Annotated in this window: 17 protein-coding genes and 1 pseudogene; 13 read left to right on the top strand and 5 right to left on the bottom strand. The window is 75.5% G+C overall.

Features of this window, described 5'->3' with window-relative positions:
* Window positions 1-7: 7 nt before the first annotated feature.
* The 5 genes from A4V12_RS20410 to A4V12_RS20390 all read left to right on the top strand — a co-directional run bounded on the left by A4V12_RS20410 (window position 8) and on the right by A4V12_RS20390 (window position 5,232).
* A complete protein-coding gene (locus A4V12_RS20410) occupies window positions 8-946 on the top strand; it encodes a DUF6895 family protein (protein WP_199831330.1) in 939 nt (312 codons plus the stop codon).
* Window positions 943-1,872 (top strand): DUF6895 family protein, encoded by a 930-nt coding sequence (locus A4V12_RS36965; protein ID WP_064070778.1) that lies wholly within the window; start codon window positions 943-945, stop codon window positions 1,870-1,872. The genes A4V12_RS20410 and A4V12_RS36965 overlap by 4 nt, the downstream gene beginning before the upstream one ends.
* A complete protein-coding gene (locus A4V12_RS36960) occupies window positions 1,869-2,888 on the top strand; it encodes a serine hydrolase (RefSeq protein ID WP_107415449.1) in 1,020 nt (339 codons plus the stop codon). The genes A4V12_RS36965 and A4V12_RS36960 overlap by 4 nt, the downstream gene beginning before the upstream one ends.
* A complete protein-coding gene (locus A4V12_RS20395; RefSeq protein WP_064070777.1) occupies window positions 2,882-3,682 on the top strand; it encodes a VOC family protein in 801 nt (266 codons plus the stop codon). The genes A4V12_RS36960 and A4V12_RS20395 overlap by 7 nt, the downstream gene beginning before the upstream one ends.
* 275 nt (window positions 3,683-3,957) lie before the next feature.
* On the top strand, window positions 3,958-5,232 hold the full coding sequence (locus tag A4V12_RS20390; protein ID WP_199831329.1) for an arylamine N-acetyltransferase family protein: 1,275 nt from the start codon (window positions 3,958-3,960) through the stop codon (window positions 5,230-5,232).
* Between the two features lie 265 nt (window positions 5,233-5,497).
* On the opposite strand, the pseudogene A4V12_RS20385 reads toward A4V12_RS20390, so the two are convergent.
* Window positions 5,498-6,544, bottom strand: a pseudogene (locus A4V12_RS20385) (MGDG synthase family glycosyltransferase); the annotation flags it as partial.
* A gap of 184 nt (window positions 6,545-6,728) precedes the next feature.
* Between A4V12_RS20385 and A4V12_RS20380 the strand changes: the two are divergent.
* The 4 genes from A4V12_RS20380 to A4V12_RS20365 are packed head-to-tail and all read left to right on the top strand — an operon-like array spanning window position 6,729 to window position 9,855.
* A complete protein-coding gene (locus A4V12_RS20380; RefSeq protein ID WP_079137176.1) occupies window positions 6,729-7,556 on the top strand; it encodes an SDR family NAD(P)-dependent oxidoreductase in 828 nt (275 codons plus the stop codon).
* 6 nt (window positions 7,557-7,562) lie between these two features.
* Window positions 7,563-8,441, top strand: a complete 879-nt coding sequence (locus A4V12_RS20375; RefSeq protein ID WP_064070774.1) for a DMT family transporter — start codon at window positions 7,563-7,565, stop codon at window positions 8,439-8,441.
* Window positions 8,435-9,232: a polysaccharide deacetylase family protein gene (locus A4V12_RS20370; RefSeq protein ID WP_064070773.1), complete on the top strand. Its 798-nt coding sequence runs from the start codon at window positions 8,435-8,437 to the stop codon at window positions 9,230-9,232. The genes A4V12_RS20375 and A4V12_RS20370 overlap by 7 nt, the downstream gene beginning before the upstream one ends.
* Window positions 9,229-9,855, top strand: a complete 627-nt coding sequence (locus tag A4V12_RS20365) for an alpha-ketoglutarate-dependent dioxygenase AlkB (RefSeq protein WP_064070772.1) — start codon at window positions 9,229-9,231, stop codon at window positions 9,853-9,855. Before A4V12_RS20370 ends, A4V12_RS20365 begins: the two co-directional genes overlap by 4 nt.
* A gap of 89 nt (window positions 9,856-9,944) precedes the next feature.
* Here A4V12_RS20365 and A4V12_RS20360 read toward each other — a convergent pair whose 3' ends face one another.
* Window positions 9,945-10,643 (bottom strand): carbonic anhydrase, encoded by a 699-nt coding sequence (locus A4V12_RS20360; RefSeq protein WP_107415465.1) that lies wholly within the window; start codon window positions 10,641-10,643, stop codon window positions 9,945-9,947.
* A 247-nt stretch (window positions 10,644-10,890) separates the two neighbouring features.
* Here A4V12_RS20360 and A4V12_RS20355 point away from each other — a divergent pair, with 247 nt between their 5' ends.
* The 3 genes from A4V12_RS20355 to A4V12_RS20345 all read left to right on the top strand — a co-directional run bounded on the left by A4V12_RS20355 (window position 10,891) and on the right by A4V12_RS20345 (window position 16,196).
* Window positions 10,891-13,761 (top strand): SpoIIE family protein phosphatase, encoded by a 2,871-nt coding sequence (locus A4V12_RS20355; RefSeq protein ID WP_079137174.1) that lies wholly within the window; start codon window positions 10,891-10,893, stop codon window positions 13,759-13,761.
* Between the two features lie 27 nt (window positions 13,762-13,788).
* Entirely contained in the window at window positions 13,789-14,520 is a 732-nt protein-coding gene (locus A4V12_RS20350) for a class I SAM-dependent methyltransferase (protein ID WP_064070769.1), read from the top strand.
* A 161-nt stretch (window positions 14,521-14,681) separates the two neighbouring features.
* Complete coding sequence (locus A4V12_RS20345; RefSeq protein WP_064070768.1) at window positions 14,682-16,196, top strand: DUF6056 family protein; 1,515 nt, start codon at window positions 14,682-14,684, stop codon at window positions 16,194-16,196.
* Here the strand turns inward: A4V12_RS20345 and A4V12_RS35350 are convergent.
* The 3 genes from A4V12_RS35350 to A4V12_RS20335 form a co-directional block, all read right to left on the bottom strand.
* Entirely contained in the window at window positions 16,171-16,620 is a 450-nt protein-coding gene (locus tag A4V12_RS35350) for a GtrA family protein (protein WP_079137173.1), read from the bottom strand. The two genes, A4V12_RS20345 and A4V12_RS35350, sit on opposite strands and share 26 nt — an antisense overlap.
* Window positions 16,617-17,609 (bottom strand): glycosyltransferase family 2 protein, encoded by a 993-nt coding sequence (locus A4V12_RS20340; RefSeq protein ID WP_079137172.1) that lies wholly within the window; start codon window positions 17,607-17,609, stop codon window positions 16,617-16,619. The genes A4V12_RS35350 and A4V12_RS20340 overlap by 4 nt, the downstream gene beginning before the upstream one ends.
* Window positions 17,610-17,880: 271 nt before the next feature.
* Window positions 17,881-18,072, bottom strand: a complete 192-nt coding sequence (locus A4V12_RS20335) for a DUF2795 domain-containing protein (protein ID WP_064070960.1) — start codon at window positions 18,070-18,072, stop codon at window positions 17,881-17,883.
* Between the two features lie 277 nt (window positions 18,073-18,349).
* On the opposite strand from A4V12_RS20335, the gene A4V12_RS20330 reads away from it, so the two are divergent.
* Window positions 18,350-18,643: a DUF5133 domain-containing protein gene (locus A4V12_RS20330; RefSeq protein ID WP_064070767.1), complete on the top strand. Its 294-nt coding sequence runs from the start codon at window positions 18,350-18,352 to the stop codon at window positions 18,641-18,643.
* Window positions 18,644-18,698: the final 55 nt, after the last annotated feature.

The raw sequence follows: 18,698 nt of genomic DNA, 5'->3' as shown, positions 1-18,698 counted from the left end.
GGCCTCCGTGACCCGGATCGCGGAGAAGGCCATGGGCTGGCTGTCCGACCACCGCGACGGCTTCGACCTGGACGACGGCGCCCTGGATCCGGCCGCCGACGTCGACAAGTCCTGGAAACCGCTGGGCGAACTGGCGCAGATGTGCAGCTGCGTCCGCCGGAACACCCGCCCCGGCACCTTCCTGCACGACACGGCGTCCGACCTCCTCCGCCACGCCTGGCGCCAGACGGACGACGGATCGCTGTTCCTGACCCTGCAACGGCTCGAACCCCACGCCACCTACCCCCTCGAGGTATACGCGGCGTTCGCCGCCGGGGGACTGCGGCACCCCGGATACGAGGACTTCGCCGCGGGTCTCGTCCGCTCCCGCAGCTGGCGCACCGCCGAAATGCTGCCCAACCGGCGCTTGAGCGTCGTCAACTCGGAGCGCCGCGCCGGACTCCCGCCCTCCCACGACACGGCCACCGTCCTGCGCCGCACCTGGCTCGGCGCACTGCCCGAGCCGTGGGCCTTCGAACGGTTCGCCGGCTACACGCTCACCCACGTCGTCTACCACCTCACCGACTGGGGCCACGACGTGCACCGCGTACCGGCGGACGTCGCCGACTACCTGACCACCTGGCTCCCGGCCTGGCTCGACGGCTGCGTCGAGGCCCAGGCCTGGGACCTGTGCGGCGAGCTGCTCGCCGTCGCGGCCGGCCTGCCCGAGCCCCCGCCGCCGGAGTCCACCGAGCACGCCTGGCAGGCCCTCGCCCTGGCGCAGGACGCCGACGGAGCACTCCCGGAGGCGGGGCGCGGCCCCCACGGCGAGGACGTCCCGCGGGTCTTCGCCAACTGCTACCACTCCACGCTCGTCGTGGCGTTCGCCGCCGCGCTGACCGCCGGCCGGCGGACCCGGAACGGCGACGGCGGCGGCGACGACACCGGTCGAGGAGCATCCGTATGACGCCCGCAGCCACCCGCCTCGTCCACACCGTCGGCGTCGGGGCCCTCGAATGGCTCCACGCCCACCGAGACGGGTTCCGGCTGGAACCCGACCCGCCCCCCGACACCGGCTTCCTGGAGCGCTTCAAGCCCGTCGGCGAACTGGCCGTCATCTGCAAGGTGCTCTTCCGCGAGGGCGTCGCCGGGTCCCGCCAGGCGGACCTCGCCCGCCGCCTGCTCGACCACGCCTGGCGCGAGGTCCTGGACGGCGGCCGCATGCTGGTGCGCGGCCAGCGCACCGAACCGCTCTCCCCGATCCCGTTCGAGGTCTACGTCCCGTTCCGCGAACTCGGCTACAGCCAGCCGGAGCTGGAGGACGCGATCCGGCTGAACCACCGCCTCGACTCCTGGGCGGGGCTGGAGGTGCTCCCCGTACGCAGGCTCGGCCTCGGCGCGTTCGAACGCCGTTTCGGGCTGGCGCCGAGCCTTCCCCAGGAGGAGGCGTTCGGCCGTACGTGGCTGGCCCGTTCACCGGAACCGTGGACCGTGGACACACGCGTCGGCTACGACATCACCCACACCATCTTCCACCTCACCGACTGGGGCGAGAACCCCGGCGGACTGCCCGCCGCCGTCACCGAACACCTCCGCCTCTGGCTGCCGGTCTGGCTGGACGACTGGCTGGACCTCGAACGCTGGGACCTCCTCGGCGAACTGCTCGTCGTCGACGCCTGCCTGCCGGACCCCACGCTCGACGCCGCCGCCTGGGAGGGCTTCGCGGCCGCCCAGCAGGCCGACGGCGCCATGCCCGCCCTCGGCCCGATGCCGGACGGCGACCCCGACGACGTCTTCGACGTGGTGTACCACTCCACCCTGGTCGCCGCCTTCGCCTCCGTACTGGCCACGTCCCGCGCCCTCGCGCGGCTCACCGCCGAAGCCTCCGCGTGACGACCGGCGACGAGGAACTCCTCGACGAGGCCGTACGGGCCGTGGCCGCGCCCGACGTCGTCCTCGGCCTCTCCCGGGACGGCCACCGGACCGTCCGCTGCGGCGGCACCGCGCCACCCCCCGCCGTGCCCCGGGACCGGCTGCGCTACGAGATCGGATCGGCGTCCAAGACCTTCACCGGCCTGCTGCTGGCCGACCTCGTCGCCTCCGGCACCCTCTCCGGCAACGACCCGGCCGCCGCGCTCCTCGACCCCGCGCGACCACCCGGCCGGCGCCCCGTCACCCTGACGCACCTGATCACCCACACCTCCGGACTGCCGCCGCTGCCCGCCGACTTCTACCCCGGGGCCCTGCCCCGCTGGACCACCAACCCCTACGCCCACTACCCGCCCGAACGGGTCGTCCGCGCCTTCTTCCGCGCCCGCCTCCGCCACCGCCCCGGCACCCGCTGGCGCTACTCCAACTTCGCGGTCGCCGTCCTCGGGCACACCCTCGCCGCGGCCACCGCCACCCCCTGGGAACGGCTCCTGACCGACCGGGTCCTGCGCCCCCTCGGGCTCGACGGCACCGCGCTGCGCCCCACCGGACCGGGCACCGACGCCACCGGCCACGGGGAGGACGGCACCACACCCACCCCGCCCCTGCACATCGGCGGCTTCCAGGCGGCGGGCGCCGTGCGGGCCACCCCCCACGACCTGCTCACCTTCCTCGACGCCCACCTGCGGCCCGACGGCTCCCCGCTGGCCGCGGCGCTGCGGGAGGTGCGCCGCCCCGTGCTGCGCCGGGGGTTCGGGCACGTGCACACGCACACCCTGACCTGGTTCCACCACCCGGCGGAGGGCGGCTCGATGTACTTCCACATCGGCGCCACCAGCGGCCAGACCGCCTTCATCGGATTCCGGCCCGACAGCGGCACCGCGCTCGTGGCCCTCGCCACCCGCCGCTACAGCCGCAAGGACACCCTCGTCCCGGCCGCGTACACGCTGCTCAGCTCCCTGGAGGCCCGACCGTGCTGACGACCGACTTCGTGCCCGGCACCCCAAACTGGATCGACCTGGGAGCCGCCGACACCGACGCCGCCGTGGCCTTCTACGCGGCGGTGTTCGGCTGGACGTTCCAGTCGGCCGGCCCGGACGCCGGCGGCTACGGCTTCTTCCAGCGCGACGGCGGGACCGTCGCCGCCCTCGGCCCGCTCACGGAGGAGGGGGCGAGCCCGTCCTGGACGCCCTACTTCCACACCCGCGACGCCGACGCCACCGCCGAGGCGGTACGACGGGCGGGCGGCTCGGTCCGCGTACCTCCCATGGAGGTGTTCACCGCCGGGCGGATGGCCGCCTTCACCGACCCCATGGGCGCCGAATTCGCCGTGTGGCAGCCCGGCGACACCAAGGGCGTCGACACGGTGATGGAGCCCGCCACCCTGTGCTGGACCGAGCTCTACACCACCGACGCGGCGGCGGCCAAGGACTTCTACCGCTCGGTGTTCTCCTGGGAGTACCAGGACATGGACACCGGCGGCGGCCCCGCCTACGCCGTCGTCCACGCCCCCGGCGGCGGCGCCGGCGAGGACACCGGACAGGGCGGCATCCTGGAACTCCCGGCGGAGAACCTGGCGGCGGGCTCCGGCCCGGAGTGGCACCCGTACTTCGGCGTGCTCGACTGCGACGCCTCCTTCGCCACCGCCACCGACCACGGCGCCACGGTCCTGATCCCTCCGTCCGACGTGCCCGGTGTCGGACGGCTCGCCATGCTGAAGGATCCCGCGGGCGCCGTCTTCGCCCTCATCACGGGCGACCCGTCCCGGACCTGACGGCCGCCCGGCCGTGTGACGCCCCTCGCCGGCGCCGGCGCCGTACGTCCGTGTCGGCGCCCGTCCGCGCCGGCCCGCCCCGCCCGGCCCGCCGCGGTGCGCGCCGGTGGGAGGGGAGGGGACAACGGCACGCCCGCGTACCCCAGTTGATCGTGTGACTAGCTTTGCCGTGCCTGGCTCCACGCCCGGTCGTACGTCGACGCCCGCGGCCTGCGCAGCTGGCCCGGCGCCGCCCCCGGCGGCCCGCCTCCCGAGGGCACCGATCCGCGCCAGGCGTGGTGCTACGGGACCCCGGCGTCGCCTGGGCCCTGTGGGACGCCGCGGACGCGCTGGGCGACCACGAGGCGGCCGGCCGGGCGCTGGCGGCGTTCACCACGCTCGCCGACCGGTACGACGAGGACTTCCACCTCTTCGGCCACACCCCCGGCGACCTCCTCGGGCTCTGCCCCGGCGCGGCGGGCGTCCTCGCGGTCGCCGACGCCCTGGACCGCCACGCCCGCCTGCCCGCGGCGGCCGCCCTGGCCGCCCGCCTGCGCGCCCGGCTGCTGGACCGGCTGCCCGACGCGCTGGCCGGGCCCTGGCCGGGCGGGCTGCTGACCGGTGCCCCCGGCGGGCTGAGCGCCCTGCTCACGGCCGGTGGCGCATCGCGCGACTGGCTGCCCTGCCTCGGCCTGCGCCGACGGGGCTCGCTAGGGTGGACGCTCATGATCGTCAAGGGTTTCGAGGGGTATCTCGCCCGCCTGGGCGTCACCGATCCCGGTGCGCCGTCCGCGGAGGCGCTGAGCGCGCTTCAGCGGGCCCACCTGGAACGCGTCCCGTACGACAACATCGACATCCAGCTCGGCCGGCCGCCCGGGATCGAACCGGAGCTGTCCGCGCGCCGGTTCGCCGCGGGGCGGGGCGGCTACTGCTTCCACCTCAACGGCGGCTTCGCCGCGCTGCTCGAAGCGCTCGGGTACGACGTCACCCGCCATGCCGGGGGCGTCCACCACGAGCCGGACGGACGCGGCGCCGGCGGCAACCACCTGGCGCTGACGGTACGGGTCGGCGGCGAGGCGTGGTTCGTCGACGCCGGTCTCGGCGACGGGCCGTACGAGCCGCTGCCGCTGCGGGCCGGCACGTACCGGCAGGGCCCGTTCACGTACCGGATGGAGCCGTCGGCCACCGACCCGGGCGGCTGGATCTTCCACAACGACCCGGGAAGTTCGTTCCCCGTCATGGAGTTCGCCGGCCGCCCCGTCTCCATGGCCGACTTCGCCGACGAACACCTGCGGCTGTCCACCGCGCCGGACTCGCCGTTCCTCAACGCGTTCGCCGCCCTGCGCCGGGACGCCAAGGGGATCGACCTGCTGAGGGGACGCGTCCTCACCCGCATCGACGCGGCCGGCCGCGCGGAGCGCACGCTGGACACCCCACAGGAGTGGTTCACCGCGCTCACCGACGTCTTCGGCCGGAACCTCGACGGGATCGACGCCGACGACCGGAGCCTGCTGTGGGACCGGGTGACGCGCGCCCACGAGAAGTGGCTGGCCGACCGCTCCCGGTCCTGACTCAGCCCTCGGAATCCCGGTCCGCGAGGCCGCTGAGGTCGATGGGGCCCCTGCGATCGGTGGGACCGGCAGGGCCACCGGGTCCACCAGGGCCGACAGGTCCGCTGTCGTCCTCCCGACCGGTCGCGTCGTCGACCGGGGGAGTGCGGCCGACGGAACCCGCGCGGTCCGGACCCCCAAGGCCCTCCAGCCCGTCCAATCCCTCCGGGTCGCCGGGGCCGCCCGGCTCGCCCCGGCACTCCGCCAGGCCGGCGACCAGCCGGGCGGCGTCGGCGTCGGCCCGGAAGAGCGCCGAGCCGGCCGCCGTGCGCCGGTCGCGGGCGGCGCCCGGGCGGGCCAGCTCGCCGACGGCCGCCAGCAGGCCCGGCAGGTCGTCGGCGTACACGGTCAGGCCCTCGGCGGCCATCTCCCGCACCCCGGCCGCACCGTGCCCGGCGATGGGCCGGAACCCGACGACCGGTACCCCGGCCGCGAGGGCCTGCACCGCCGTCTGGCCGGCCGCGTTGTCCACCAGGACCCGCGCCGACGCCAAGAGCCCCGGCATGTCGTCCGTCCAGCCGAGCGCCCGCACCCCGGGCAGCCGGCCCGCCCGCCGGCGCAGCCGCTCGTCCCGCCCGCACAGCAGCACCGGCTCGAACCCGTGCCGGGCGAGCGCCCCGGCCGTCCGGGCCAGCCCCGGCCCGACGCCCCACGCACCGCCCGACAGGAGCACCACCGGCCGCCCGCCCGCGCCCCGCCCCGCCCCCGCCCGGGACCGGTGGAACTCCGGCGGCACGACCGGCCCCGTGGCGACCGCGGCGCGCCCCGTGCCCTCCCGGGCCGCCCGGGCGGCCGCCTCGCTGACGCACAGGTACAGGTCGTTGCCCGGGTCCAGCCAGGCGCGGTGCACCGCGAAGTCGGTGACGAACACCGCGCACGGCACCCGCAGCGCCCCCTGGCCGCGCATCCGCCCGGTGACCTGGCCCGCCAGGTGGAAGGTGGAGACGACCACGTCGGGCCGCCACGCCGCCACCAGCGCGCCCAGCCGCCGCTCGGCGAGCACCGCCATCGGCGAGACGTCCGCGCCCCGCCCCCGGCCCGGCCGGGGCGCGAGGAACATTGCGTGGATCGCCGCGTACACCGGGGGCAACCGCCGCACCACGAACCGGTAGAAGCCCCGCACCGCCGGGCCGGCACCGGGCGGGAGCAGCGTCAGCACGTCCCGGACCAGGACGTCGTGCCCGCCGGCGCGCAGCCGGCGTGCCAGTTCCCCGGCCACCGCGTCGTGTCCGGCGCCCATGCTCGCGCTCAGGACCAGGCATCGCCGCCCCATGGGGAGCCCTCCGTTTCCGTGCCGTTCCATCCTGTTCCCTCCGGCCCGCCGGCGCGGCCCGGAGGCGGCCGGAGCGGACTGTTCGGGTGGATCGGCGGGCGGGGCGGCGGCTGCCGGGAGGCGAACCGGCGGGAAACCGGGACGCTGGAAGGGCACGGTCGACGACAGTTCCGGAGGATCCGCCATGGCCCCTACGCCGCGTCCCGAGGCCACGCCCCGCCACGAGACCCGGCCGGGAGGGGCCCGTCCGGCGAGCGGCCCGGTGGCGCGTCCGGTGGTGCTCGTCACGGGGGCGTCGTCCGGGATCGGCGAGGCGGTGGCCGACAGGTTCGCCGCCGACGGCAGGTGGCGGCTGCTGCTCGGCGGCCGGGACGAGGAGCGGCTCGCGGCGGTGGCGCGCCGCACGGGCGGCGGAGCGCTCCGGGCGGACCTGGGGGAGCGGGCCGGGGTGGAGCGGCTGGCCGCCGGTGCCCTGGAGCGGGAAGGGCGGGTGGACACGCTGGTCGCGGCCGCGGGCATCGGCTGGGCCGGGCCGTTCACCCGGATGCCGGCCGACGACATCGACCGGCTGATCACGCTGAACCTCACCTCGGTCGTCCACCTGGTGCGGCTGCTGCTGCCGGGCATGGCGGAACGCGGCGCCGGGCGGGTGGTGATGATCGGCTCCATGGCCGGGCGGGTGGGGGTGGGCAACGAGGCCGTGTACGCCGCCACCAAGGGCGGGCTGCTGGCCTTCGCCGACAGCCTGCGCTACGAACTGGCCGGGACCCGCGTGGGGGTGACCGTCGTCCTGCCGGGGGCGGTGGACACCCCGTTCTTCGCCCGGCGGGGCGCCCCCTACCACCGCGACCGTCCGCGCCCGGTGCCGGCCGAACGGGTGGCGGAGGTGGTGTGGCAGGCGGTCGTGCGGGGCCGTGACGACGTGTTCGTACCGTCCTGGCTCGGCATGCCGGCCCGGCTGCACGGGGCCGTCCCGGGCTTCTTCCGCGCCATGGCCAAGCGGTTCGGCTGACCGCCGGTGCTCGCCCTCTCGATCTGCCTCGCGCTGCTGGCGGCCCTCGGCAACGCCGGGGCGTCGGTCCTCCAGCGGCGGGGCGCGGCCGCGGCCGGCCCGGAGCCGGACTCGGCACGGCGGGGCGCGTGGATGGCGGGGCTGGTGCACCGCCGGGTGTGGGTGTGGGGCGCGGCCCTGCTGGCGGTCTCCGGCATCCTCCAGGCGCTCGCCCTCGCCACCGGTCCGCTGTCCGTGGTGCAGCCGGTGATGAGCACGGAGCTGATGTTCACCCTGGTCGTCGGGGGGCTGGTGTTCCGCCGCCGACCGGACACCCGCACCCGGTGGGCGTTCGCCGCCATGGCCCTCGGCCTGGCGGTATTCCTGGCGCTGGCCGACCCCTCGGGCGGCCGCACCTTCGTGCCGCTCGCCGACTGGGTGTGGACGGCCCTGGGCGCCGGCCTCTTCGTGGCGGTGCTGGGCCTGGTGTCGCTGCGGCTGGCGCCGGCGCCCAGGGCCGCGGTGCTGGGCACGGCGACGGCGACCGGCTTCGCGTGCACGGCCGCGCTGCTCAAGGACGCGCTGGGGCGGCTGCCGGACGGCGTCGGCGCGGTGCTGACGACGTGGCAGCCGTACGCCGCCGTGGCGGTGGGACTGGCGAGCTTCCTCCTGCTCCAGGTGACGCTGCGGGCGGGCAGCCTGGTGGCCTCGCAGCCCGCGCTGACCCTGGGCGACGCGCTGCTGAGCGTGGTGCTGGGCGTGACGCTGTTCGCGGAGCGGGTGCACCTGGGCTGGCGGGTGGTGTTCGAGGTCCTGGCGCTCGCGCTGCTGGTGGCCGGGTGCGTCCAGCTGGCCCGGTCGCCGCTCGTGACGGACGACCCCGAGCACCCGGAGGACCGATGGTGAGCGCCGTCCCCGCAAACCTGACCGCCGTCCCCGCGGGCCTGCTGGCCGCGGCGGCCGCCTGGCACATCGGGCCCGCCGCGACCTGGCTGCCGGGCGTGCGGGCCGCGCTGTGCCCGGGGCTCGACGGCCGCGGCGACCGGTCGCACGTGGCCCTGACCTTCGACGACGGCCCCGACCCGGTCACCACGCCGCGGTTCCTCCGCGCCCTGGACGCGCTGTCCGTGCGCGCCACCTTCTTCGTGCTCGGCGGCCGGCTGGCGCGGCACCCCGCGCTGGGCCGGCTGATCGCGGCGGAGGGCCACGAACTGGCCGTCCACGGCTGGCGGCACGACCGGCCCTGGTGCCCCCGGCCGCTGCGCGACGCCCGGGACCTGGCGCGTGCGGTGGACCTGGTCGCCGAGGCCGCCGGGCGGCCGCCGCTGTGGTACCGCCCGCCGTACGGCATCCTCACCGGCGGGCGGTGGGCCGCCGCCCGGGCCGCCGGGCTGCGTACGGTGCTCTGGTCGGCGTGGGGCCGCGACTGGACGGCCGGGGCGACGCCGTGGAGCGTGTACGCCGAGGTCACCCGGACGCTGCGCGGCGGCGCGACGGTGCTGCTGCACGACTCCGACGTGGTCAGCGCTCCGGGCGCGTGGCGGGCGGCGCTGGGCGCGGTGCCGCAACTGGTCGCCGAGTGCCGGCGGCGCGGCCTCGCCGTCGGCAGGCTGGACGAGCACGGACTGGTACCCGCCCGGCAGAGTCCGAACACTGATGGCACAAATATTCGATTTTCTCGTACGCTGGAGCCATGACCGCGCATCTTCAGGGCTCGCTCTTCGACCAGGCCGACGAGATCCGCCTCGGCCCGCTGACCGGGGTCCGCCGGACCGTGCTCGGCGACGGGGCGTGGATCGACCTGCTGCCCGGCTGGCTGCACGGCGCGGACGCCCTGTTCGACGAACTCGCCGGGCACGTCCCGTGGCGGGCCGAACGGCGCACGATGTACGACCACGAGATCGAGGTGCCCCGCCTGCTGGCGCACTACGGCGAGCGGGACCGCCTGCCGCACCCCGTGCTCGACGAGGCCCGCGACGCCCTGTCCGCGCACTACGCCGCCGAGCTGCACGACCCGTTCACCACCGCCGGGCTCTGCTACTACCGGGACGGCCGGGACAGCGTCGCCTGGCACGGCGACCGCGGCGGGCGCGCCTCGCGCCAGGACACCATGGTCGCCATCCTCTCGGTCGGCGAACCCCGCGACCTCGCCCTGCGCCCCCGGCGGGGCGGTCCCTCGACCCGCGTGCCCCTCGGCCACGGCGACCTGATCGTGATGGGCGGCTCCTGCCAGCGGACGTGGGACCACGCCGTACCGAAGACCGCCAGGGCGGTCGGCCCCCGGATCAGCGTCCAGTTCCGCCCCCGGGGAGTGCGCTGACGGACCCTGACGGGCGTCCCGCCGACCGGGGCCGGGGCCGATGGCCCCGCCCCCCCCCGGCCGGACCGCCAGGGGCCGCAGGACACGCCCTAGGCGACCCGGTGCACCCGCTGGCTGCCCAGCTCGTACCGCGCACCCACGATGGCCAGCCGGCCCGCCGCCACCCGGGCCGCCAGGTCCGGCTCGGCCGCCAGCAGCCCCCGCACATGCCGTACGTTCGCCGTGATCGTCGCGTCGATCCGCGCGGGCCCCGTGTGGCCGTGGTCGATCACCGGCCGTATCCGGTCGGCGATGTAGTCGATGTGGGCCGGCGGCCGCTCGCCGCTCTCCTCCGCCCGCACCGCTGCCGCGACCGCCCCGCACGACTGGTGGCCCAGCACCATGACCAGCGGTATCCCCAGCTCCAGGACGCCGTACGCGATGCTGCCGAGCACCGCCTCGTCCAGCACCTCGCCCGCCGACCGGACCGTCATCAGGTCGCCGAGGCCCTGGTCGAAGACCAGCTCCGGCGGGACGCGGGAGTCGATGCAGCCGAGGATCAGCGCGAACGGATGCTGCCCCGACACGGCCGCCACCCGGTCGGTGGCGCCCTCGTGCGGATGGGCCTGGTGCTCCGCCCGCCACCGCCCGTTGCCGCGCGCCAGCTCGCGCAGCGCCGCCGCGGGGGTCGTGGGACGCCCCCCGCCGGTCCGCGGCGCCGCCACCGCCGGTGCCGGGGCGAGACCCAGCCCGGCCCCCAGCCCGGCCCCCACGGCGGCCGCCGTGCCGCCGAGCGCCGCGCGCAGCATCGCCCGGCGGCCGCGCCCGGCGGCCGGGGTCCCGACCGCGGCCGTCACCGGTCCCGGGGCCGGCGGCGGGCGACGCGTGGTCACCGAGGCGGACGGGGCAGCTGAGGGCGGGGGAGCGGGGACCGCGAGGGCCGCCGCGCCACCGACGGAAGGCGTCGTCACGTCGAGCAAACCTAGGGCCGGCACCTCCGCGACCGTTCGGGTTTGATCCCTGTTGGCCCACCGATGGCGGACCCATGGACGGGCCATGGGTGAACGATGGATTCCCCCGCCCGCGCGCGCCGTCGGGCACCCCGGGGGCCGCACACCCTGCGTCGCCGTCCGGCGACCGGCGGTCACTCATGGTCGCCACGGGCCTTACGGTGTTAGAAAGGGGAGCGTGGTCCACTTCTTCGACCGATTCCGGGGCGTCTCGGTCCGGTCACTGGCCGGAAGGCTCCCACGGAGCGTCGCAGGGCAGGTCTTCGTCCTGCAGGTGGCGCTCGTCCTCCTGCTGGTGCTGGGAGCGGTCCTGGCACTCCTCCTCCAGTCGCGCAGCGACAGCGACCGGGAGGCCCGCAACCGCTCCATCGCGGTGGCGGAGACGTTCGCCCACTCCCCGGGCCTCGAGGACACCCTGGAGAACGACCCGGACCCGTCGAGCGTCCTCCAGCCCCTGACCGAAGAGGCCCGCAGGGCGGCCGGGGTCGACTTCATCGTCGTGATGGACACCAACGGCATCCGCTACACCCACCCCCAGCCGGAGCGCATCGGCGGGAAGTTCGTCGGCACCATCGAACCGGCCCTCCAGGGCGAGGTCATCACCGAGAGCGTCGACGGCCCCCTCGGTGAGGAAGTACAGGCCGTCGTACCCGTCAGGGGCTCCGACGACGCGATCATCGGCCTCGTCTCCGCCGGCCTGGAAGTCCGCAACGTGACCGGCGTCGTCGAGCGCCAGCTGCCCGTCATCCTCGCCACCAGCGCCGCCGGGCTCGCCGTCGCCACCGCCGGCACCGCCCTCGTCGCACGCCGGCTGCGCCGCCAGACGCACGGCCTCGGCCCCACCGAGATGACCAGGGTCTACGAGCACCACGACGCCGTGCTCCACGCGGTGCGCGAGGGCGTCGTCATCATCGGCGGCGACGGCAAGCTGCTGCTCGCCAACGACGAGGCCGAACGGCTGCTGCAACTGCCCCCCGACGCGGAGGGCCGCAGCGTCCGCGACCTGCCCGGCCTCGACCCCGGCATGGCCGACCTGCTCTGCTCCGGGCGCGTCGCCACCGACGAGGTCGTCCCCGCCGCCGACCGGCTGCTCGCCGTCAACCAGCGCCACACCGACCGGCACGGCGGCCCCGCAGGGACCGTCGCCACCATCCGCGACACCACCGAGCTGCGCTCCCTCACCGGCCGCGCCGAGGGCGCCCGCAGGCGCCTCAACCTGCTGTATGACGCGGGCGTCGGCATCGGCACCACCCTGGACGTCGTCCGCACCGCCGAGGAACTCGCCGAGGTCACCGTCCAGCGCTTCGCCGACTTCGTCACCGTCGACCTCGCCGACCCCGTCCTGCGCGGCGAGGAGCCCAGCGGCACGGCCGCCGACATGCGCCGCACCGCCGTCGCCGGCATCCGCGACGACCACCCGCTCTACCCGCGCGGCAAAATGATTGGCTTCGTACCCTCCACACCGCAGGCACGCGGCTTCGGCAGCGGCCGGGCCGAACTCGTCCCCCACCTCTCCGAGGCCCTTGGCTGGCAGGCCCAGGACCCCGAGCGGGCCGGCCGCATCGTCGAGTACGGCATCCACTCCCTCATCGCCGTCCCCCTCAAGGCCCGCGGCGTCGTCCTCGGCGTCGCCAACTTCTGGCGCATGGAGAAGCCGGAACCCTTCGAGGACGAGGACCTCGAACTGGCCGAGGAACTCGTCGCCCGCGCCGCCGTGAGCATCGACAACGCCCGCCGCTACACCCGCGAGCACGCCATGGCCGTCACCCTCCAGCGCAGCCTGCTGCCCCGCGCCCTTCCCGAACAGAGCGCCCTGGAGGTGGCCCACCGCTACCTGCCCGCCCAGTCCGGCGTCGGCGGCGACTGGTTCGACGTCATCCCGCTGCCCGGCAGCCGGGTCGCTCTCGTCGTCGGCGACGTCGTCGGACACGGCCTGCACGCGGCCGCCACCATGGGCCGGCTGCGCACCGCGGTGCACAACTTCTCCACCCTCGACCTGCCGCCCGACGAACTCCTCGGCCGCCTCGACGACCTCGTCGGCCGCATCGACCAGGACGAGGACGACGCCGGCGGCGGCGCCGGCATGACCGGCGCCACCTGCCTGTACGCGGTGTACGACCCCGTCTCCCGGCGCTGCTCCATGGCCCGCGCCGGACACCCGCTGCCCGCGCTGGTCCACCCCGGCGGCGACGTCGAGTTCCCCGACCTCCCGGCCGGCCCGCCGCTCGGCCTGGGCGGCATACCCTTCGAGACCCGCGAACTGGAACTCGCCGAGGGCAGCCAGATCGTGTTCTACACCGACGGCCTGATCGAGGACCGCACCCGCGACATCGACGTGGGCATCGAACTGCTCCGCGAGGCCCTCGGCAGGCCCGCCGCCGGCCCCGAGGAACGCTGCCGCCTGGTCCTCGACGCCCTGCTCCCCGCCCACCCCAAGGACGACGTGGCCCTCCTCGTCGCCCGCACCCGCGCCCTCGGCCCCGACCGCGTCGCCGACTGGGACGTGCCCTTCCACCCCGGCGCCGTCGGCGGCATCCGCTCCGCCGCCGTGCGCAAGCTCGCCGAATGGGGCCTGGACGACCTGTCCTTCGCCGCCGAACTGATCCTCAGCGAGCTCATCACCAACGCCATCCGCTACGGCGCCGCCCCCGTCCGCGTACGCCTCCTCCACGACCGCGGCCTGACCTGCGAAGTCGCCGACAACAACAGCACCTCGCCCCACCTGCGGTACGCCGCCACCACCGACGAGGGCGGCCGCGGGCTCTTCCTCGTCGCCCAGCTGGCCGAACGCTGGGGCACCAGGTACACCGCCCAGGGGAAGGTCATCTGGGCCGAGCTCCCGCTCCCGGGCGCCGGGGCGACCGGTGACGGCACCGGGACCCTGCCGTTCGACGTCTTCAACGCCGGCCTCCTCTGACGCCCCGGCCCGACCCGAGAGGGGACCATGTCCACCCCGCACGGCCCGACGTTCCGCGAACTCGCCACCCAGGCGCTCTCCTCGACCCGGACCGGCTACGACCTGCTGGCCCCCAAGTTCGACCACACCCCCTACCGCACCTCCGACCGGGTGCTCGGCGCCGTCACCGGCGCGCTGCGGCCGCTGGGACCGTTCCGCGCCGGACTCGACGTGTGCTGCGGCACCGGGGCCGGCGTCGGCGTGCTGCGCGAGCTGTGCCGCGAGCACGTCACCGGCACCGACTTCAGCGCCGGCATGCTCGCCCGCGCCCGCGCCGCCCACGCGCGGACGCCCGCCGGCTCCCCCGAGGTCCACTGGGTGCGCGCCGACGCCCGCGCCCTGCCCTTCGGGCCCGCCTTCGACCTGGCCGTGAGCTTCGGCGCATTCGGGCACTTCCTCCCGGCCGAACGCCCCGCCCTGTTCGCCGGTGTGCACCGGGCGCTGCGCCCCGGCGGCCGGTTCGTCTTCCCCCTCCCCGCCCCGCCCCCGGTCGGCTCCCGCCCCTACTGGGAGATGTGGGCGTTCGACGCCGCCATGCGGGTGCGCAACCTGCTGTGGCGGCCGCGGTTCATCATGTACTACCGCACCTTCCGCCTCACCGACGTGGTCGCCGAACTCACCCGCACCGGCTTCCGGGTGGAACTGGCCCCGCTGGAGGAGTTCGGCCGCGGCCCCGACGGGGCGCCCCGGTGCCGGATGGTGACCGCGCTGCGCACGTGAGCCGTCCGGACGACGGCCGGTTGCGCGCACCCCCGGCAGCCGGTCGAGTGGGAGACAGCCCACACCTCGCCGAATCGGGCCCGGCGCGCGGACAACGGCACCGCCCCGAAACACCTCTTCGGTGGCGTACCAGTGGTTTCCCGAGAGGCAGTGAAGAAGACATGGCCGTCGGCGCATCGAGTGTCACCGTCCCCCCGGACCCGGGCGGAGGACCCGGGTCCGCCCACGAGGAGGAGGGCGGCGAGGCGCGCGGGTCCCGGACGGCCGCGTGGACGACGGGCCTGGCCCTGCTGCCGCTTGGCCTGCTCGCCGCCGCCGCCTGGCTCGGCCGGTACGTCAGACCCAGCGCCGACGAGTGGTGCTTCCTGCCCGTCGTGCGCGACGAGGGCGTCTCGGGGCTGGTCGGCCGGTTCTACTTCACCGACAACGGACGCGTCGGCAACGGACTGCTCGTCGGGCTGTACGCGAAGTTCCCCGTCGCCGGGCACCAGTGGTACGGCCTGGTCAGCGGCGCCCTCGTCCTCGGCCTGCTGTGGGCGCTGACCGCGGCGCTGCTGCGCCGGGCCGGGCAGCGCGTGCCGCGCGGGGTGCCGCTGCTCGTCGCCGCCATGATCACGGCGGTGTTCCTGTTCGCCACGCCCAACACGTACAAGACGTTCTACTGGCCCGCCGCGTCCGTCTCGCACACCCTCGCCCCCGTCCTCGCCTGCGCCGCGGCGATCCCGCTGCTGCGCTCCCGCGGCCGGCGCGGCCGGATCGCCGCCCTCGTCGTCGTCGTGCTCGCGGGCGTGTTCATGGGCACCCTCTCCGAGGAGGCGTCCGTGGTGGCCCTGGTGGTGCTCTCCGGCGTCGTGCTCTTCGCCGGCCGGCTCTTCACCGAACGGGCCAGGGCGTTCGCCCGCGGCTGGTGCCTCGCCGGCATGGCCGGCGTCGCCGCCGGCACGCTCCTGCTGGTGACCTCCCCCGGCTCGCGCAACCGGCGCGAACGGTTCGGCGCGGAGACCACCTCCATGCTCGCCCCCGAATCGCTGATCGCCTCGCTGCGCGGGTACGTCCGCATCCTGGAGACGGTGCTGACCACCTGGCAGTACGCCGGGGCCGTCGCCGCCGGAGTGCTCCTCGGCCTGCTCGCCTCCCGCCGCCCCGGCCCCCGCGGGCGGCGGGTCCTGCTGCCGTGCCGGCCGCTGCTGCTGACCGGCCTCGGGGCGGCCGCCTTCCTGGTCTCCGGCTACCTGTGCACGGTCATCACCTACCCGGTCTTCGGCCCCCGCGTGGTGACGGCCGCCCGCACCTGGAACGACTACCTCCTGCTGTACGTGCTGCTGCTGGTCGCCGCCGGCGCGTTCCTCGGGCGGGCGCTGCGGCTGCGCGGCGCCGCCACGGGCGCCGTCACCGGCCTCGCCGCCGCCCTCTGCGCCGTCACCGTCCTGGGGCTCGCCGCCCCGCTGTACGAACTGGGCCACGACATGCGGGTGCGGGCGCAGAAGTGGGACCGCCAGGACCGGTGGCTGCGGGAGCGGGCGGCCGAGGGCGCCAGGGTGCTGCCGTACACCCCGGTGTCGGTGAGCGGGATGCTGGAGCCGTTCAGCGCGAACGGCACCCGGATCTGGCCCGCCCAGTGCGTGGCCGACTACTACCGGCTTGACCGGGTCACTCGCGGGACGCGCCTTCCGTGACCCGCTCCTCCCCGGGCGGCCGCCGCGCCGCGGAGCGGCGGGTGGCGGCCGCCCCGGAGGTGATGGCCCAGCGGGCCAGGACGAAGGAGAGCGGCGTGACGAGGAGCCCGGCGGCGATCGCCGCGGCGTTCTCGTCCATGCCCAGCCGGCTGACGCCGAGGTGCAGCAGGATTCCGCTGCCCACGGCGTTCGCCGCGCCCGACAGGGGATAGCGGGCGAAGGCCCGCCAGGTGGGCCGGGTGCGGACGGTGACGTACGAGTTCAGCAGGAACGAGCCGACGACGCTCACCGCGTACCCGACGACGTGGGCGGCCAGGTAGGGCAGCCAGACGTTGAGCGCGGCGTACACCCCGAAGTAGACGGCGGTGTTCGCCAGCCCGATGAGGCAGAAGGAGACGAACTGCCGGAGGACGGCGGGCTTCACGGCTTCGGCCGCGCCCGTCCCGCGGGCTCCAGCGGCACGTCCCGGGGGTCGTGCCGGTGGACGGCCGCCGACCGGTCGGTCTCCCGCACCACGTAGTGCGGGCGCCGTTTCGCCTCGTGGTAGATCCGCCCCACGTACTCGCCGATGACGCCGAGCGTCGCGAGCTGGATGCCGCTGAGCCCGACGATGGCGGTGATGAGGGTCGCGTAGCCGGGGGTGTCGACCCCGTCGAGGACCGCGTTGGCGATGATCCACAGCGCGTAGACGAGCGCGGACAGGAACAGCCACAGCCCGGTGTGGATGGCCAGCCGCAGCGGCCGGCTGTTGAAGGACAGCAGCCCGTCGATGCCGTAGTTGAGCAGCCGGCGGCCACCCCACTTGGAGCGCCCGGCGGCCCGCTCCACGTTCTGGTACGTGAAGCTGACGGTGTCGAACCCGATCCAGGAGAACAGGCCCTTGGAGAAGCGGTTGCTCTCCGGCAGCGACAGCAGGGAGTCGACCGCGCGGCGCGACAGCAGCCGGAAGTCGCCGGCGCCGTCGACGATCTCGACGTCCATGAACCGGCGCACCAGGCGGTAGTAGGCGCGGCTGAGCGCGGTCCGCACGGCGCCCTCGCCGGTGCGGTCGCGCCGGGCGACGACCTGGTCGTAGCCGTGCCGGTGCAGCTCCAGCATGCGGGGGAGCAGTTCCGGCGGGTGCTGGAGGTCGGCGTCCATGAGCACGACCACCTCGCCCCGGGCCATCCGCATCCCCGCGAGCAGCGCCGACTCCTTGCCGAAGTTCCGGCTGAAGGACGTGTAGCGCACGCGCGGGTCGACCGCCGCCAGGTACCGCAGCCGCTCCACGGTCCGGTCGCCGCTGCCGTCGTCGACGTAGGCGACCTCGAAGGTCACGCCGGTCGGTTCGAGGGCGGCGACGAGCGCGGTGTGGAAGGCGTCGACGACCTCGCTCTCGTCGAAGCAGGGGACGACGACCGACATTTGGACCATGGGCTGCTCACTCCATGCACTGGTGTGCGGGGCGGCGTCCGGGAGTTCGGGCCGCCGCATAGGGAGGATGGCCATGGGGCCACCGGGGTTGCCTGGACAGGGCGGCGGACTTCGCCCTGTCCAGCCAGTGGAGCGCGAGGGCGCCGGGTGCACAGCCCCACGCCGTCCACTCGGGTGAGCCGCCGCCCGCGGGCGGGCATGCGTCCGCCCCGTCACCCGGGCTGCGGGGACGGGGCGGTGGGGGAGTGGGGCGGGCCGGGCGGGACGGGTGTCAGTCGCCCCTGCCGACCTCCTTGTTGATCGCGGCGGGGGACTCGTACTCCTTGTCGGGCAGGGAGTCCAGGGCCTTCATGACCTCCTGGCCGGCCTTGTGCTTCGACGCCTGATCGACGATGTCCTTCTTCGACGCCGGGTAGTTGACGCCGCCGAGGGCCTTCTGCATTTCGATGGGGTTCACAGCCATGGTCGGAGGCGTACCCCCGTGCCGGAACGGGTTACCGGCGCCGCGGTCCATGTCACGACAATGGAGCACAGGTGCCCTTTCACCCCACGCAGCGCGGATCCGTCACGGTTGCATCACAATGTCGTGTGAGGACCGGAGAGCGCGGGCACATCCATGTGCGGGAGGGCGTCCCGGTCCGGGGACCGGCGCATCGCCCGGTCCCGGGGAGGCCGGCCCGGAGAAGGCATCGGCGTCCCCTCTCTCCTTGCTTCGTGGCGTGGGAAAGGCAGGTACGTTCATGCTGTTGGCGCATCCCGCGGTGCTTCGTGAGCTCGTGGCCCGTTACGAATCCCTGTGCACCGCCTCCCGGGAGCCGGCCCTCGCGCCCGACCTGAAGCGACGGCTCGACGATGTCGCGTACACGCTCTGCGTGACCACCGGAACGCGGCACCTGGACCAGGCACTGGCCGCCGCGCGGGCCCGGCTGGCCGCCACCGCCTCGGCGGCGACGGCCACGGTGGCCTCCGCGACGGCGGCCGCCACGGCGGCGGTGTCCACGGCCGCGGTCTCCACGGCGGTCACCGCCACCTGAGGGTGGACTTTCGGCGGCCCCGGCCCAGGGGTTGACCGGGGCCGCCACGGGTGTC

Source organism: Streptomyces noursei (assembly GCF_001646665.1).
GTDB classification, from domain to species: domain Bacteria; phylum Actinomycetota; class Actinomycetes; order Streptomycetales; family Streptomycetaceae; genus Streptomyces; species Streptomyces lavendulocolor.
Note: the sequence above shows the minus strand (reverse complement) of the source record. Positions and strands in the feature narration are given on the sequence as shown.

Excerpts from the sequence above, each read along its gene's own strand:
- A4V12_RS36965 (WP_064070778.1), top strand. The coding sequence starts at position 943 with ATGACGCCCGCAGCCACCCGCCTCGTCCACACCGTCGGCGTCGGGGCC.
- A4V12_RS20380 (WP_079137176.1), top strand. The coding sequence starts at position 6,729 with ATGGCCCCTACGCCGCGTCCCGAGGCCACGCCCCGCCACGAGACCCGG.
- A4V12_RS20370 (WP_064070773.1), top strand. The coding sequence starts at position 8,435 with ATGGTGAGCGCCGTCCCCGCAAACCTGACCGCCGTCCCCGCGGGCCTG.
- A4V12_RS20365 (WP_064070772.1), top strand. The coding sequence starts at position 9,229 with ATGACCGCGCATCTTCAGGGCTCGCTCTTCGACCAGGCCGACGAGATC.
- A4V12_RS20360 (WP_107415465.1), bottom strand. The coding sequence starts at position 10,643 with ATGCTGCGCGCGGCGCTCGGCGGCACGGCGGCCGCCGTGGGGGCCGGG.
- A4V12_RS20355 (WP_079137174.1), top strand. The coding sequence starts at position 10,891 with ATGGGTGAACGATGGATTCCCCCGCCCGCGCGCGCCGTCGGGCACCCC.
- A4V12_RS20350 (WP_064070769.1), top strand. The coding sequence starts at position 13,789 with ATGTCCACCCCGCACGGCCCGACGTTCCGCGAACTCGCCACCCAGGCG.
- A4V12_RS20345 (WP_064070768.1), top strand. The coding sequence starts at position 14,682 with ATGGCCGTCGGCGCATCGAGTGTCACCGTCCCCCCGGACCCGGGCGGA.
- A4V12_RS20340 (WP_079137172.1), bottom strand. The coding sequence starts at position 17,609 with ATGGTCCAAATGTCGGTCGTCGTCCCCTGCTTCGACGAGAGCGAGGTC.
- A4V12_RS20335 (WP_064070960.1), bottom strand. The coding sequence starts at position 18,072 with ATGGCTGTGAACCCCATCGAAATGCAGAAGGCCCTCGGCGGCGTCAAC.
- A4V12_RS20330 (WP_064070767.1), top strand. The coding sequence starts at position 18,350 with ATGCTGTTGGCGCATCCCGCGGTGCTTCGTGAGCTCGTGGCCCGTTAC.